Raw genomic sequence first — 14905 nt, forward strand, 5'->3', positions numbered from 1 at the left:
GTTTCGCGTGGGGGCCGCGCAGCTTACCAAGTCACCCGGCCGTCGATGACCAACTGCACCTGACCACCGATCCAGACCTGGCTCCCGTCATCCACCTGCACCCGGACGCGGCCGTCTCGACCCAGTTCGCGGCCTTGGCTGGCCAGATAGCATCCCGAGTCGCCTGGCAACGCGCCCGCGGCGTGCAGCGCGGCGGCGATGCAAGCGTTGACACTGCCGGTCACCGGGTCTTCCGGAATGTTGTCGGCAGGGCAGAACGCGCGCACGGCGAGGTGGTGGTCGCTGCCCCGTGGCGTCCGGCCGAACACGGACAGGCCCACCGCGCCCGTGGCCGTGGTCAACGCAGCGATGGTGGCGAGATCGGGCACCAGGTGTCGCACGGCTGCGGCGTCCTCCAGCTCCACGAGCCACCAGGAAGGTCCGTTGTTCCACAACCCGGGGCGGAGGCCCGCAATCGGGAGTGATGCAAGGACGGCATCCAGGGCCGGCAGCGGCGGCATCTCTACCAGATGCGCCTGCGGCGTCCTCAACTGAATCGTGAGTTGCGGTCCGCTGTCGTCGATCCGGACAGGCAACAGCCCGGCAGCGCATTCCTGCACCAGACGCTCGGATGCGGAGACCAGGCCAGCCTGCAGCGCGACCCAGGCTGCACCCACACTGGGATGCCCGGCGAACGGGAGTTCCTGCCGGGGTGTGAAGATGCGGATGCGGTAACTGGCGTCGGGCGTCGTCGGGGGCAGGAAGAAGATGGTCTCGGACAGATTCGTCCAGGCCGCGAACGCCTGCATGCGGGAGGTATCCCAGCCGGCCGCATCCAGCACCACGCCCAGCGGGTTGCCTGCACCCGGCCGGTCGGCGAACACGTCGACCTGCAGGTAGCGATGTGAGGTTCGTTGCATGCGGTACGGTCCGGTCGGCCGCGTGGGGTTCGGCTAGAATCGCGGGCTCACGCCCGAAGGGTTCGGGCATTCGTCCCCATTCTATCCATGCCCTCTGCCACCCCCGCGTCTGATCGTTGGATTGTCCTCAAGTTTGGCGGCACCTCGGTGTCGCGTCGCCACCGTTGGAACACGATTGGCACGCTGGCGAAAAAACGCGCGGAAGAAAGTGATGCCCGCATCCTGGTGGTGGTGTCGGCCCTGTCCGGCGTCACCAACGAACTGACCGCGATTGCCGATGGTGCGACGGACAGCGCGGAGCGCGTGGCAAAGCTGGAACAGCGTCATCGCGAATTCGTCGCCGAACTGGAACTCGATGCGGACGCCGTGCTGGGTGAGCGCCTCGGGGCGTTGCGCAACCTGCTGGCCGATCCGCGCGCGGCCAGCCGCACGCTGGACTGGCAAGCCGAGGTACTGGGCCAGGGTGAGCTGCTGTCCTCCACGCTGGGCGTGGCCTATCTGCGCGCGCAAGGCCTGGACTTCGGCTGGGTCGATGCGCGGCACTGGCTGCAGGCGAACTTCCTGCCCAACCAGAGCCCGTGGGCGCAGCGGTTGTCGGTGTCGTGCAATACCGCGCCCGACCAGGACTGGCGTCGCGCGTTCGCGGGCCAGACCAGCCGCATGCTGCTGACGCAAGGCTTCATCTCGCGGCATGTCGATGGCGGCACCGCCATCCTCGGTCGCGGCGGATCGGATACTTCGGCGGCGTACTTCGGTGCGCTGCTCGGCGCGCAGCGCGTTGAGATCTGGACCGATGTGCCGGGCATGTTCAGTGCCAATCCGCGCGAAGTGCCGGATGCGCGCCTGCTGACGCGGCTGGACTACTACGAAGCGCAGGAAATCGCGACCACCGGCGCCAAGGTGCTGCATCCACGCTCCATCAAGCCATGCCGCGATGCTGGCGTGGCGATGGCGATCCTGGATACCGAGCGCCCTGATCTTCCCGGCACCACCATCGACGGAAGCGCGATCACGGTGCCCGGTGTGAAAGCGGTCAGCCGCCGCAACGGCATCGTGCTGGTGTCGATGGAAGGCATCGGCATGTGGCAGCAGGTGGGCTTCCTGGCGGACGTGTTCGCGCGCTTCAAGAAGCATGGCCTTTCGGTGGACCTGATCGGTTCGTCGGAAACCAACGTCACCGTGTCGCTGGATCCGAGCGAGAACCTGGTCAACACCGACGTGCTGGCCGCGCTTTCCGCCGACCTGGCCGAGATCTGCCGGGTGAAGGTGATCGCACCCTGCACGGCGATCACCCTGGTGGGCCGTGGCATGCGGTCGCTGCTGCACAAGCTGTCGGATGTGTGGGCGATGTTCGGCCGCGAGCGCGTGCACCTGATATCGCAATCGTCCAACGATCTCAACCTGACGTTCGTGATCGATGAAGCGGACGCGGAGGGCCTGTTGCCCGTACTGCACGAGGCGCTGATCGACAGTGGCGCGATGCCCGTCGATGAAGCCAGCGTATTCGGGCCGAGCTGGCGCGAGATCAACGGTGCCGTTCGCCACCGCGGCGTGCGCTGGTGGAGCGCGCCGGCCATGCGTGAGCACTTGCTGTCGCTGGCGCAGGCCAGCACGCCGCGTTACGCCTACAACCTCGACATCGTGCGCGCCCGCGCCCGTGCACTGGCTGGCATCGCGGCGGTCGATCGTCGCTTCTTCGCGATCAAGGCGAACTCGCATCCGGCCATCCTGCGCACGCTGGTGGAGGAAGGCTTCGGCCTGGAGTGCGTGTCGCGCGGCGAACTGGAACGCGTGTTCGATGTGGCGCCATCGCTGCCGATGGATCGCGTGCTGTTCACCCCGAGCTTCGCGCCGCGAGCCGAGTACGCGTTCGCGCTGGAGCGCGGCATCAACGTCACCTTGGACAACGTCGAGGCGCTGGAGCAATGGCCGGAGGTGTTCCGCGGCCGCCGCCTGTGGTTGCGCGTGGACCTGGGCCGCGGCGACGGCCACCACGACAAGGTGAAGACCGGCGGCAAGACCTCCAAGTTCGGCCTGCCACTGGCCAAGCTGGAAGCGTTCCTCATGGCAGCGCGTACGTTGGATGTGCGCATCACCGGCCTACATGCGCACCTCGGCAGTGGCGTGGAAAGCCCCCAGCACTGGAACCAGATCGCCGACGAACTCGGAGGCCTGGCGGATCAGATAGGCACCATCGAGACCATCGACATCGGCGGTGGCCTGCCGATTCCCTATGCCGAAGGCGACGAGCCGTTCGATCTGGCTGCGTGGGGCGAGGGTCTCTCGGCGATCAAGGCGGCGTATCCGGCCTACCAGCTGGTGATCGAACCGGGGCGCTACCTCGTGGCCGAGGCGGGTGTGCTGCTTGCGCAGGTGACGCAGGTCGTCGAAAAGCTCGGTATCCGGCGCGTCGGCAGTGATGCCGGCATGCACACGTTGATACGCCCTGCGCTGTACGACGCCTGGCACGACGTGGCCAACTTGTCGCGCCTGGACGACCCGGAGCAGGAGCCGTTCGACGTGGTTGGACCGATCTGCGAGTCGAGCGACATCTTCGGCAAGCGCCGCAAGCTGTCATCGGCGACGGCCGAAGGCGACGTGCTGCTGTTCTCAGATGCGGGCGCTTACGGGTTCGTGATGGCGAGTCACTACAACCTGCGGGGCTTGCCGGCGGAGGATGTAATCGATGGGGTGGCAGGCGATGTCGCCGCGCATTGAGTTCGTCTTGCTCAGTAGCTTGCTAGCGTCCGTGCTGGCGACGTTGGGTTACCTGTGTTCGCCCGGCGACGCGGGCTCCGGATTTTCGGAGGAGAGTTTCCGGTTTGCTCTGAGCTTCATCCTGCCGGCGGCCGCGTCGGCAGCGCTCGGTGCTTTCTATGCCGCGGCGTCGCATTCACATACCCGGAAGTTGCGCATGCGCTGGACGCCAGCCCGTCTAAATATGCATGCCGTGCTCGCGACTCTCGCGATCTATCCGCTCGCTGTCGGCATGGGGTGGGCGATCCTGCAACTGACGTCTGAGACACATGCCTCATCCATAAACGACGTTGGTTACGTGCTCATGATCGGCTTCTTTTTGGGTTTTTTCGCCACTGCCGCCGGCGTGATACCTACGTTTATTCTTGAATACTTCGCTTGCCGTCGCTATCTGCGACGCATGGCTGCCATCACAGGTCACGCATGACGACTTTCGACAAATCCAGCATCCGCACGTTCCGTTTCGTCCGTTGTTCCTTCGAGGCGGAGAGCGGCATCGCGCGGCTGGTGTACGCCTTCGACGAAGGCCCGGAGCTGACCGAGACGGTGACGATCCCGGGCGCGCCGTTCGCGCTGGATGCGACACGCGCACAGGCAGTCGAGCAGGCGGTTCGGCTGCTGCACCTGGTCACTGGCGTCAGCTACTACAAGGCGGCTGTGCCGAACGAGATCCGCATCGAAGGCTATGCCATCGACGCCGCCACTGCGGTGCTGATGGAGCAGGTGTATGTCCACGGCCTGGGCGAGTTCGCCTACCGCAACGGCCTTAGCCTGCATGGGCGGGTCCGTTTCCCGGTTGCGGCGCAAGCGCCGGCACCTGCGCCGGTGGCGGCGCTGCGCGAACATGCGCTGGTCGCCATCGGCGGCGGCAAGGACTCGCTGGTCAGCATCGAGGCGCTGCGTGGCGCCGGCATCGGCCAGACCGTCACCTGGATCGGCGGCTCGCAGTTGATCGCGGCCTGCGCCGCACGCACCGGTCTGCCGACGCTCAATATCGGGCGTGCGCTGGCGCCGGAGCTGTTCGACTACAACCGCCAGGGCGCGTGGAACGGACATATTCCGGTCACGGCGATCAATTCCTCCATCATGGTACTGGCCGCGCTGCTGCACGGCGTGGACCAGGTGGTGTTCTCCAACGAGCGCTCCGCCAGCTACGGCAGCATGATCCCCGGCACTGGCGAAGTGAACCACCAGTGGTCGAAGGGGTGGGCGTTCGAGCAGGCATTCGGCGCCTATGTGCAGTCGCATGTCGCGGCGGACCTGCACTACTACTCGCTGCTGCGGCCCATGTCGGAACTGGCGGTGGCACGGCAGTTCGCGCGTACCGACCACTACGACGCGCACTTTTCCAGCTGCAATCGCAACTTCCACCTGCTCGGCGAGCGCCCCACCAACCGCTGGTGCGGCGTCTGCCCGAAGTGCCACTTCGTGTTCCTCGCGCTGGCGCCCTTCATGCCCAAGCCTCGGCTGGTCGGCATCTTCGGCCGCAACCTGCTCGACGACATGAACCAGACCGCAGGCTTCGACGCGCTGCTCGAGTACCAGGACCACAAGCCGTTCGAATGCGTCGGCGAAGGCCAGGAATCGCGCGCGGCGATGGCCGCGCTGGGCGACCGGCCGGAATGGCGGGAGGACGCGATCGTGGCGCGCTTCAATCATGAAATCCGCCCGCAGCTCGATGCTGGGGAACTGGCGGTGGCGCCGTTGCTGGAGATCGGCGGCGAGCACCGCATCCCGGCTGCGCTGTGGGAGCGCCTGCGTGCGAATTTCGCAGCTTGAGGGTCGACGTGTTGCGCTGTGGGGCTGGGGGCGCGAAGGTCGCGCTGCCCATCTTGCCGTACGGTCGCGGCTGCCGTCGCTGCCATTGACGCTGTTCTGCAGCGACGCGGAAGCAGTCGAGGCCGCCGCGCTGGGCGATGCGTATCTCTCCATCGAAACGCAGGCGACGGCGGAGCGGCTGTCGGCCTTCGGGGTCGTCATCAAGTCGCCGGGCATCAGCCCCAACACCTCCACGGCGCTGTCGGCGTCGGCATCGGGGACGCGCTTCATCGGCGGCACCGGCCTGTGGTTCGGCGAACACGCTGGCGACGACGGCGTGGTCGCGCATACGTTCTGCGTTACCGGTACCAAGGGCAAGAGCACAACCACCTCGTTGCTGGCGCACCTGTTGCGCGCAGCGGGGCGGCGCACAGTGCTGGCGGGCAACATCGGCCTGCCGATGCTGGAGGTGCTGGATCCGCAGCCGGCGCCGGACGAGTGGGCCATCGAACTGTCCAGTTACCAGACCGGCGATGTCGCGGCCAGCGGTGCGCGCCCGGACGTGGCGATCGTACTGAACCTGTTCCCCGAGCACCTGGACTGGCATGGCAGCGAGGCGCGTTACATCGAGGACAAGCTGAAGCTCGTCACCGCTGCGCATCCCCGCATCGCCGTGCTCAATGCGGTCGATCCGCGCCTGGCCGCGCTCGATCTGCCGCGCAGCGAAGTGCGCTGGTTCAACCATGCCGATGGCTGGCACCTGCGCGAGGACGATCTGTACCGCGACGACGTGTTCGTGATGGATACCCGGCCGCTGCCCCTGCCGGGACGCCACAACCGGAGCAACCTGTGCGCCGTGCTGACGGCGCTGGAGGCGCGGGGCATCGATGCGCTGCCGCTGGCCGCGCAGGCGCAGTCGTTCCGTCCGCTACCCAACCGCCTGCAGACGATGGGAACGCGCGACGGCATCACCTGGGTCAACGATTCCATCAGCACCACGCCGCACGCCACACTGGCCGCGCTGGAGTGCTTCGCGGGACGCCACATCGCGCTACTGGTCGGCGGACATGACCGGGGAGTGGATTGGTCCGATTTCGCGGCGCACATGCGCCACGAAGCGCCGGCCACCATCATCACGATGGGCGCCAACGGCCCGCGCATCCACGCGTTGCTCGCTCCTGTGGCGTGCGAGGCGGGATTCAGGCTGATTGGCGTCGAGACGCTGCCGGAAGCGATGTCGGCCGCACGCGAGGCGTTGGGCGACGACGGCGTGGTGCTGCTGTCGCCCGGCGCACCGAGCTTCGGACAATACCGGGACTACGTGGCACGCGGCCGCCACTTCGCGGAACTCGCCGGATTCGATCCGGACGCCATCACCGCCATCCCCGGCCTCGGATCGGGCTGAGCTCGCACGGTCGGTCAATTTGCCTGCATGCCGCGGGCGTACACTCGCAGGCCATCCCCCAAGGAGGACGCGTGATGCGCCGCATGCTGCTCTTGCCCTGTCTGCTGTCGCTGTTGTGGTCGCCCGCGCTGTTGGCGGCGCCGGTGGCCAAGCCCGTGGAATGGAAGATCGGCGGCGACACATTCGCCGGCGTGCTCGTCTACGACGACGCAGTGAAGCAGCCGCGTCCAGGCCTGGTGATGGTGCCGAACTGGAAGGGAGTGAACGAGTCCGCGATCGAGAAGGCGCGCCTGGTTGCCAGCGACGACTACGTGGTGCTGATAGCCGACGTCTACGGCAAGGGTATCCGCCCGAAGACCGATGCCGAGGCCGGACCGGTCGCCACCGCGATGCGCGCGGACCGGCCGAAATTGCGCGCCCGCGTGCAGAAGGCGGTCGAGGTGCTGAAGCAGCAACCCGGCACCTTGGTCGATGCCACGCGCATCGGCGCGTTCGGTTATTGCTTCGGCGGAAGCACGGTGCTGGAACTCGTCCGCGCGGGCGATGCGTTGGCCGGCGTGGTCAGCCTGCACGGCGGACTCGCCACCGATCTGCCTGCAACCGGTCCGGTGAAGTCGCCGGTGCTGGTGCTCAACGGCGGCGACGATACCTATGTGTCCGCCGCGGAGATCACCGCTTTCCAGGACGAGATGCGCGAGGCCGGCGCCGACTGGCAGTTCGTGAACTTCAGCGGCGCGGTGCACTGCTTCGCTGAGGCGGATGCGCAGAATCCACCCGGTTGCGTGTATCACGAGCGCTCGGCAAAGCGCGCCTACCGGATGATGGCGGACTTCTTCGCGGAGGCGTTCGTCAAGTAACGCGCCGCGCGGGTCAGTGCCCGCGCTCGACGGCGTAGCGCGCCAGACCCCGCAAGGCCGCCAGGGCATCGGATTCGGGCAGGCCATCGAGTGCCTGTTCGGCCATCGTCGCGTAGTGGTGCGCGAGCCCGCGGCTGTAGTCCAGTCCGCCGGTCGCACGGATGGCGGCCAGGACTTCGGGCATGGCGTCCGCGTCTCCCTCCCGCACGATGGTGCGCAGGCGCTCCGCCCTGGCAGCATCGGAATGGCGGATTGCGTGGATCAGAGGTAGCGTGGCCTTGCCTTCGGCCAGGTCGTCGCCGAGATTCTTGCCGAGGGCTTCGGCATCGGCCGTGTAGTCGAGTACGTCATCGGCGATCTGGAAGGCATAACCCAGCGCCATGCCGTAGTCGTAGAGCTTCCGTTGCGTGCCCGGTTCCGCACCGGATGCCATTGCGCCCAGTTGCGTGCCCGCTGCAAACAGCACGGCGGTCTTGCGTTCGATCACACGCAGGTAGGCGGCTTCGTCCGTATCCGGGTTGTGGACGTGCAGCAGCTGCAGTACCTCGCCCTCGGCGATCCGGTTGGTGGTGTCGGCCAGCAGGCGCATCACGTCCATGTGGTCCAGTTCCACCATCAACTGGAAGCTGCGCGAATACAGGAAGTCGCCCACCAGCACGCTGGGCGCGTTGCCCCATAGGGCATTGGCCGTGCTGCGGCCACGGCGCAGGTCGGATTCGTCCACCACGTCGTCGTGCAGCAGGGTGGACGTATGAATGAACTCGATGATCGCCGCCAGCTGGTGGTGGTCCGGCGTGGTCGGGCCGCAGGCCTGGCCCGCCAGGACCACCAGCATGGGTCGCAGGCGCTTGCCGCCGGCGGAAATGATGTGGTCGGCGATCTGGTTGATCAGGACCACGTCCGATGCCAGCCGCGCCCGGATCAGGGCATCCACGGCGGACATGTCGGCCTGGGCCAGTGACTGGATGCCGGGGAGGGCGAGGGCGGTGCGGATGGATTCGACGACGGACATGGGGCGACGGGCCGGAAAGTCACGTAATTATAGGGTCTTGGGTGCGGCAATGCCCTACAGGCGGGTGGGTCGGCGGCCGATGGTGAGGGTCGGGCAGGTATACTCCACTGGTCTTTGCCCGCGCTTGGCGGGCATCCCTGAACGGATATCGATATGGCCCGCGGCATCAACAAAGTCATCCTGGTCGGCAATCTCGGCAACGACCCCGAAACCCGCTACACGCAGGGCGGCATGGCGATCACCCGGATCAGCCTGGCCACCACCAGCGTGCGCAAGGACAAGGACGGCAACCAGCAGGAGCGCACCGAATGGCACCGCGTGGTGTTCTTCGGCAAGCTCGGCGAGATCGCCGGCGAATACCTGCGCAAGGGCAGCTCGGTGTACGTCGAAGGTTCGATTCGCTACGACAAATACACCGGTCAGGACGGGCAGGAGAAGTATTCCACCGACATCATCGCCGACGAGATGCAGATGCTCGGCGGCCGCGAAGGTGGTGGTGGAGCGGCTGGTGGCGACCGGCCGGCCCGTGCGCCGCGCCAGGAGTACGGCAACCAGGGCGGTGGTGGCCAGCGTCGTTCCGCGCCCGCGCCTGCATCGCAACCGGCGCCGATGGATGACTTCGCGGATGACGACATTCCGTTCTGAGGCGCTCGTGCCGCTCGCCGCCAGTCCGATAGTGCGAATTCAGGAGTAGTGGCGTGACGACATGGCTGGTCACCGGTGGTGCCGGGTTCATTGGCGGGAATTTCGTGCTGCGCGCGGTCGCCAGCGGCGTCAAGGTGATCAATCTCGATGCACTGACCTACGCCGGCAACCTGGATACCCTGGCATCCCTGCAGGGCAATCCGCTGCACGTTTTCGCCGAAGGCGATATCGGTGACCGGAACCTGGTTTCACGCCTGCTGGCCGAGCACCGGCCCGACGCGGTGCTCAACTTCGCCGCAGAGAGCCACGTCGATCGTTCCATCGATGGCCCGCGCGCCTTCATCCAGACCAACGTCGTGGGCGCGCTGGGCCTGCTGGAAGCGACGCGCGATTACTGGAAGGCGCTGGACGGCGAGCGCCGCGAACACTTCCGTTTCCTGCATGTGTCCACGGACGAGGTCTACGGCTCGCTGGGCGATACCGGCAAGTTCACGGAAACTACGCCCTATGCGCCGAATTCACCGTATTCGGCTTCCAAGGCGGCCTCCGACCACCTGGTGCGCGCGTTCCATCACACGTACGGGCTGCCGGTCCTCACGACCAACTGCTCCAACAATTACGGACCGTACCACTTCCCCGAGAAACTGATTCCCTTGGTCATCGCGCGCGCCTTGGCGGGAGAGCCCTTGCCGGTGTACGGCGACGGCAAGAATGTCCGCGACTGGTTGTTCGTCGGCGACCATTGCAGCGCCATCCGTACTGTGCTCGCGAAGGGGCGGGTCGGCGAAACGTACAATATCGGGGGCAATGCCGAGAAGCAGAACATCGAAGTCGTGCACACGATCTGCGCGTTGCTGGATGCCCGTGCGCCCCGGGACGATGGTCGGTCGCGCAGCAGCCAGATCACCTTCGTCGCCGATCGACCGGGACATGACCGCCGTTATGCCATCGATGCCTCCAAGCTGCGCAACGAACTGGGCTGGGGTCCGGAGTACACGTTCGAGCAGGGCATTGCGGAGACCATTGATTGGTATCTTTGCAATCAGGATTGGGTGCGGCGTGTACTGGACGGCAGCTATCGTCTGGAACGCGTGGGTACCACTGTCTGACAAAAGGGCATCAGATGACGACACGCAAGGGCATCATCCTGGCGGGCGGCTCCGGCACCCGCCTTTATCCTCTGACCCAAGCCATCAGCAAGCAGCTGCTACCGGTCTACGATAAACCGATGATCTATTACCCGCTCAGCGTGCTGATGCTGGCGGGCATCCGTGACGTCCTGGTGATCAACATGCCGCACGAGCAGGTCTTGTTCAAGACTCTGCTCGGTGACGGATCCCAGTGGGGCATGAACATCCAGTACGCGGTCCAGCCAAGTCCTGATGGCCTGGCGCAGGCTTACCTCATCGGTCGCGATTTCGTCGATGGGAAGCCGAGCTGCCTGATTCTGGGTGACAACATCTTCTACGGACATGGGTTCACTGACCAGTTGCGTCGTGCGGATGCCCGCGAGAACTGTGCGACGATCTTCGGGTATTGGGTCAATGACCCTGAACGATACGGTGTCGCGGAGTTCGACAAGGACGGACGCGTGATCGGTATAGAAGAAAAGCCGTTGACGCCGCGATCCAACTACGCCGTTACCGGTCTTTATTTCTACGATGGGCAGGCGAGCGAATATGCGGCATCCCTGAAGCCATCGCCCCGTGGTGAGTTGGAGATCACGGATCTCAATCGCTGCTATCTCGATGCCGGCAACCTGCACCTCGAGCAGCTTGGTCGCGGGCACGCTTGGCTCGACACCGGCACGCATCAGTCGCTGCTCGAAGCGTCGACTTTCATCGAGACCATTGAGGCGCGCCAAGGGCTGCGCGTGTGCTGCCCCGAAGAGATTGCCTATGGCAATGGCTGGATAGATGCGGATCAGCTGGAGAAGTTGGCGGTACCGCTGGCCAAGAATGGGTATGGGCAGTATCTGCTTTCGCTGGCCGCACGTGGAGTCGTCAGATGAAGGTCGTTGAAACCAGTCTGCCCGGTTGTGTGATTGTCGAGCCGACGGTCTTCGGCGACGGCCGCGGTTTCTTCTTCGAGACCTGGAACGCGGAGCGGTACGGCCAGCACAGTCTTCCAACGAAGTTCGTGCAGAGCAACGTGTCGTTCTCCTCGCGTGGGGTGCTGCGCGGTTTGCACTACCAATGGCCGAATCCACAAGGGAAACTTGTCAGTGTGCTGGAGGGCGAAGTCTATGATGTCGTCGTCGACATCCGTCGCGGATCATCGACCTTCGGCCAATGGGCGGCGGTGATCCTGAGCGCGGAGAACAAGCGCCAGTTCTGGATTCCGGAAGGGTTCGCGCACGGCTTCGCGGTGCTGTCAGAGCAAGCGATCTTCAGCTATCTCTGTACGGCCCAGTACGACAAGGCGGCAGATGCAGGCATACGCTGGAATGACCCTGCGATTGGCATCGACTGGCCCGTGTCCTCGCCGTTGCTGTCCGCCAAGGATGAAACCGCACCGCTGCTGGCCGACATCGCGCCCGAGCGGCTGCCGGTATACGCGCCGTGACGTTCCTGCTGCTGGGGGCCAATGGACAGGTCGGCAATGAGTTGAGGCGCAGCCTGGCGGCTATGGGCGAGGTCGTGCCTACGACGCGGTGCGGTGAGCTGCCCGATGGTGGCCGCTGTGAGATCGCCGACTTCGACCGGCCGGACACCCTGGTTGAGCTGGTCGAGCGCATCCGGCCGACAGTCGTCATCAACGCAGCCGCCTACACGGCGGTGGACAAAGCGGAAGACGACATCGAGGCCGCGTTTCGCGCCAACGCGGAGGCGCCGGGTGTGCTGGCACGGGCATGTAAGGACCGCGGCATTCCCTTCGTGCACTACTCGACGGACTATGTCTTCGACGGATGGGGCATACGTCCTTACCGCGAGGATGATGCGACCTCGCCGCTCGGTGTGTACGGCGCCAGCAAACTGGCCGGCGAAGAGGCGGTGCGCGAGGCCGGTGGCCATCACCTGATCCTGCGAACCGCGTGGGTCTATGGCCAGCATGGCCACAATTTCTTGAGAACCATGCTGAGGGTAGGGGCCGAGCGGGACGAACTGCGCATGGTGGCCGACCAGATCGGTACACCGACCCCCGCGAGCCTGATCGCGGATGTGACGGCCGAGTTGTTGCGCAAGCAGGTCCCGGTTTCCGGCACCTTCCACCTGACGCCGCGCGGTGAGACGAGTTGGCATGGCTTCGCGGAAGCCATCTTCGATGAGGCAGTCGCGCGGGGTTTGCTGGCGCGTGCCCCCCGCGTTCTGGCCATCACAACGGCGGATTACCCCACGCGGGCACAACGCCCCTCCTACTCGCCGCTTGACATAGGCAAGCTCGAGCAACAACTGGGGCATCCGTTGGCGGACTGGCGGACTGGCTTGCAACAGGTGCTCGGCGGCTGACGGCCGGCACGCAGCCACGCCCCGCCATCCATGCATCCGCGACCGTTGAACCCGGCTCGTGGGTGTGGAACGATGGTCGCCTGCATCGCCTGGGGAGGCAGTATGACGAAGTGGATCCATGTGGCCGTCAAGGCCATCTTGTTGTGCGTGTGCTTTGCCGCCGCGTCTGCGGACGCGGCCAATGACGTCGACGTGGGTGCGTTCGTCCGCAAGGACAAGTTCGATGACATCAAGCTCTCGCCGGGTGGCGACTACTATGCTGCGACCGTCAGGCTAGAGGACAGGACCGCACTCGCGATCATGTTGAGGAGCGGCAACAAGCTCACCGCGCATTTCGTGCTGGGGAAGAACACGCATGTATCCGGTTTCTGGTGGGTCAACCCCGAGCGCGTTCTGATTTCCATTTCCGAGAAGTACGGCGCGCTGGACGAACCGCAGCCGACCGGTGAGTTGTACGGGATCAATGCCGACGGCACCAAGCTGGAAATGCTGGTCGGCTATCGGGTGCAGAGTCGCGGCGCAGGGACTCGCATCCAGCCCAAGAAGGTCGAGGACGTGGCCGCGTTCCTGGTCGACACACTTCCGGGTGACGACAAGAACGTCATCATTTCGGTGTGGCCCTTCAGCGAAGACCCCTACACGCGTGCGGAGCGCATGGACGTGTACTCCGGTCGACGGACACAGGTGGCGCGCGCGCCGATCCGGCGTGCCAGCTTCGTGACCGACAACGCCGGCACCGTGAGGTTCGCCAGCGGCGCCGGTTCCGACAATATCCGAAAGCTCTACTACCGGCCGGGTGAAGGCGCCGAATGGATGCTCATCAACGACGAGTCCGCGACCGGGATCGGCGAGTATGCGATTGGATTTTCCGCAGATGACCGAATCGCCTATCTGCTGAGCGAGCAGCGCAAGGGTCCCGACATCATCGTTGCTTACGACGTGGATTCGGGTCAGCGCAAGACCGTGCTGCAGGATGCCACTGTCGATCCGCATGCCATCATCTACAGCGATGGTGTCGTGGGTCTGGACACCGACGCAACTGGTGGCCGCGTACCGGTGGGCGCGCTCTATTTGGATGGGCGTCCCCGCACGGCGTTCTTCGACAAGGAAGCCAAGGAGGCGATCCTGCAGCGTGAGCTCGAGCAGGCCTTCGCCGGGCACACTGTCGGTATCACCTCCATCACAGCCGATGGCGGCACTGCGCTGGTCGAGATGTCCAGTGACCGCAACCCGGGCGATTTCTACCTGTTCCGCATCAACGAGAGGAAGGCGGATTATCTGCTCAGCCGTCGGGACTGGTTCGATCCCGAGGCGATGGCCGAGTCCAAGCCGGTGCAGTTGGTCGCGCGTGATGGCTCGCCACTGCATGGCTACCTGACCTTGCCCAGGGGCGTAGAGCCACGCAACCTCCCCTTGGTCGTGCTTCCGCATGGCGGACCTTTCGGCGTGCGCGATATGTGGCACTTCGATGACGAAGCGCAGATGCTTGCCGGCGCTGGCTACGCGGTCCTCCAGCCGAACTTCCGCGGATCCGGCGGCTACGGCCGCACGTTCCGGGAGGCGGGTGCCCGTCAGTGGGGCTTGGCCATGCAGGACGATGTCACCGATGCGACCAAGTGGGCCATCCAGCAGGGCATCGCCGATCCTCTCCGCATCTGCATTTATGGTGCGAGCTATGGTGCATATGCGGCTGTCACGGGGGCAGCCAAGGAACCCGGGCTCTATCGCTGTGCCGCGGGATACGTGGGTGTCTACGACCTTCCGATGATGCATACGCGTGGCGACGTCCAGCGACGGGGCTCGGGTGATACCTATCTGAATCAGTGGATCGGGCCGCGCAATGAACTGGCTGCGGTTTCGCCGGTCAACATGGCCGACAGGATCAAGGTGCCCGTGTTCCTTGCTGCAGGTGGCGAGGACGAACGCGCCCCGGTTCAACACACTGAAATCATGGAGCGTCGGCTGAAGGCTGCAGGCGTGCCGGTCGAGTCGCTGTACTACAAGACGGAAGGGCATGGCTTTTACATGGAAGCCAACCAACGCGAGTACTACACGAAGCTGCTGGACTTCTTCCACCGCCATCTCGGTGGTGCGAAGGCCAAGTAGGTCGCCTGTTCGATCGA

Annotated in this window: 13 protein-coding genes; 11 read left to right on the forward strand and 2 right to left on the reverse strand. The window is 65.2% G+C overall.

All coding sequences use genetic code 11. The features are described from left to right. Positions 1-23 precede the first annotated feature (23 nt). The gene (locus tag FB548_RS05230) at positions 24-899 is read right to left on the reverse strand and encodes a PhzF family phenazine biosynthesis protein (protein ID WP_142123659.1); all 876 of its coding nucleotides are present in this window, start codon (positions 897-899) and stop codon (positions 24-26) included. Positions 900-986: 87 nt separating this feature from the next. Between FB548_RS05230 and FB548_RS05235 the strand changes: the two genes are divergently transcribed. From FB548_RS05235 to FB548_RS05255, 5 genes are all read left to right on the forward strand, one after another. Then, a complete protein-coding gene (locus FB548_RS05235; RefSeq protein ID WP_142123660.1) occupies positions 987-3617 on the forward strand; it encodes a bifunctional aspartate kinase/diaminopimelate decarboxylase in 2631 nt (876 codons plus the stop codon). After that, complete coding sequence (locus FB548_RS05240) at positions 3601-4083, forward strand: hypothetical protein (protein ID WP_142123661.1); 483 nt, start codon at positions 3601-3603, stop codon at positions 4081-4083. Before FB548_RS05235 ends, FB548_RS05240 begins: the two co-directional genes overlap by 17 nt. After that, entirely contained in the window at positions 4080-5435 is a 1356-nt protein-coding gene (murL, locus tag FB548_RS05245; protein WP_142123662.1) for a UDP-N-acetyl-alpha-D-muramoyl-L-alanyl-L-glutamate epimerase, read from the forward strand. The genes FB548_RS05240 and murL overlap by 4 nt, the downstream gene beginning before the upstream one ends. After that, positions 5416-6819, forward strand: coding sequence for a UDP-N-acetylmuramoyl-L-alanine--D-glutamate ligase (gene murD / locus FB548_RS05250; RefSeq protein WP_142123663.1), 1404 nt, complete (start codon positions 5416-5418; stop codon positions 6817-6819). The genes murL and murD overlap by 20 nt, the downstream gene beginning before the upstream one ends. Positions 6820-6893: 74 nt before the next feature. Continuing rightward, a complete protein-coding gene (locus FB548_RS05255) occupies positions 6894-7676 on the forward strand; it encodes a dienelactone hydrolase family protein (protein ID WP_142123664.1) in 783 nt (260 codons plus the stop codon). Between the two features lie 13 nt (positions 7677-7689). Here the strand turns inward: FB548_RS05255 and FB548_RS05260 are convergent, their stop codons facing one another. Then, positions 7690-8688: a polyprenyl synthetase family protein gene (locus tag FB548_RS05260; protein ID WP_142123665.1), complete on the reverse strand. Its 999-nt coding sequence runs from the start codon at positions 8686-8688 to the stop codon at positions 7690-7692. A gap of 153 nt (positions 8689-8841) precedes the next feature. Here FB548_RS05260 and FB548_RS05265 point away from each other — a divergent pair, with 153 nt between their 5' ends. The 6 genes from FB548_RS05265 to FB548_RS05290 all read left to right on the forward strand — a co-directional run bounded on the left by FB548_RS05265 (position 8842) and on the right by FB548_RS05290 (position 14888). Continuing rightward, positions 8842-9333, forward strand: coding sequence for a single-stranded DNA-binding protein (locus FB548_RS05265; protein WP_142123666.1), 492 nt, complete (start codon positions 8842-8844; stop codon positions 9331-9333). Between the two features lie 53 nt (positions 9334-9386). Next, a complete protein-coding gene (gene rfbB / locus FB548_RS05270; protein WP_142123667.1) occupies positions 9387-10442 on the forward strand; it encodes a dTDP-glucose 4,6-dehydratase in 1056 nt (351 codons plus the stop codon). Positions 10443-10456: 14 nt separating this feature from the next. Next, a complete protein-coding gene (rfbA, locus tag FB548_RS05275; protein WP_142123668.1) occupies positions 10457-11344 on the forward strand; it encodes a glucose-1-phosphate thymidylyltransferase RfbA in 888 nt (295 codons plus the stop codon). Then, entirely contained in the window at positions 11341-11898 is a 558-nt protein-coding gene (gene rfbC, locus FB548_RS05280; protein ID WP_142123669.1) for a dTDP-4-dehydrorhamnose 3,5-epimerase, read from the forward strand. Before rfbA ends, rfbC begins: the two co-directional genes overlap by 4 nt. Next, positions 11895-12782 (forward strand): dTDP-4-dehydrorhamnose reductase, encoded by an 888-nt coding sequence (gene rfbD / locus FB548_RS05285; protein ID WP_142123670.1) that lies wholly within the window; start codon positions 11895-11897, stop codon positions 12780-12782. The genes rfbC and rfbD overlap by 4 nt, the downstream gene beginning before the upstream one ends. Positions 12783-12884: 102 nt before the next feature. Continuing rightward, positions 12885-14888, forward strand: coding sequence for a S9 family peptidase (locus FB548_RS05290; RefSeq protein WP_142123671.1), 2004 nt, complete (start codon positions 12885-12887; stop codon positions 14886-14888). Positions 14889-14905: the final 17 nt, after the last annotated feature.

It is taken from the genome of Pseudoxanthomonas sp. 3HH-4 (assembly GCF_006716465.1).
GTDB lineage: Bacteria > Pseudomonadota > Gammaproteobacteria > Xanthomonadales > Xanthomonadaceae > Pseudoxanthomonas_A.